The following is a 490-nucleotide window of genomic DNA, read 5'->3' as shown; positions in this document are numbered from 1 at the left end:
GCTCGGGCAGGCGCGGCGGGTCGGGAACCAGGGTCATGACGGTGCCCTCCCCGTCCCCGCCGGCCGCGGCGGCGAAGGCCGGGTCGAGGATGCCGTCGCTCGCCACCAGCGTCGCGCCGAGGCCGGCCTCGCGCATGGCGTGGAGCAGGGTCGCGGCCTCCGGCGCGAGGCCGCCGAAATACACCGCGTCGGGGCGCGCCGCCCTCAGCCGCGCGACGAGGTCCGCGAGGTCGCGGGTGCCCCGGGGGAAGCCGTCGAACAGCACCTCCGGCGGGCCGGCCTCCTCCAGCCGTGCCGCAACCGCGTCGGCGAGGCCGCGGCCGAAGGTCGAGCGGTCGCTGACGATCCCGACCCGGCGCCCCGCGAAGGCCTTCGCCAGATAGGCCCCGGCAGCCCGGCCCTGCTGCGCGTCGCTCGGTCCGAGGCGGAACAGGTTCCACAGGCTCCGCCCGGTCAGCGGCCCGTAGGCCGCCGCGGGCGCGACCACGAC

At 78.6% G+C, this 490-nt stretch carries 1 protein-coding gene; it reads right to left on the bottom strand.

Annotated features, from left to right (window positions below):
• The coding region (locus ACU8YC_RS26470) for a branched-chain amino acid ABC transporter substrate-binding protein (protein ID WP_446896190.1) at positions 1-490 on the bottom strand (490 nt) is incomplete at both ends.

The sequence above is a fragment of the Citrobacter sp. VF227 genome, assembly GCF_052950715.1.
Note: the sequence above shows the minus strand (reverse complement) of the source record. Positions and strands in the feature narration are given on the sequence as shown.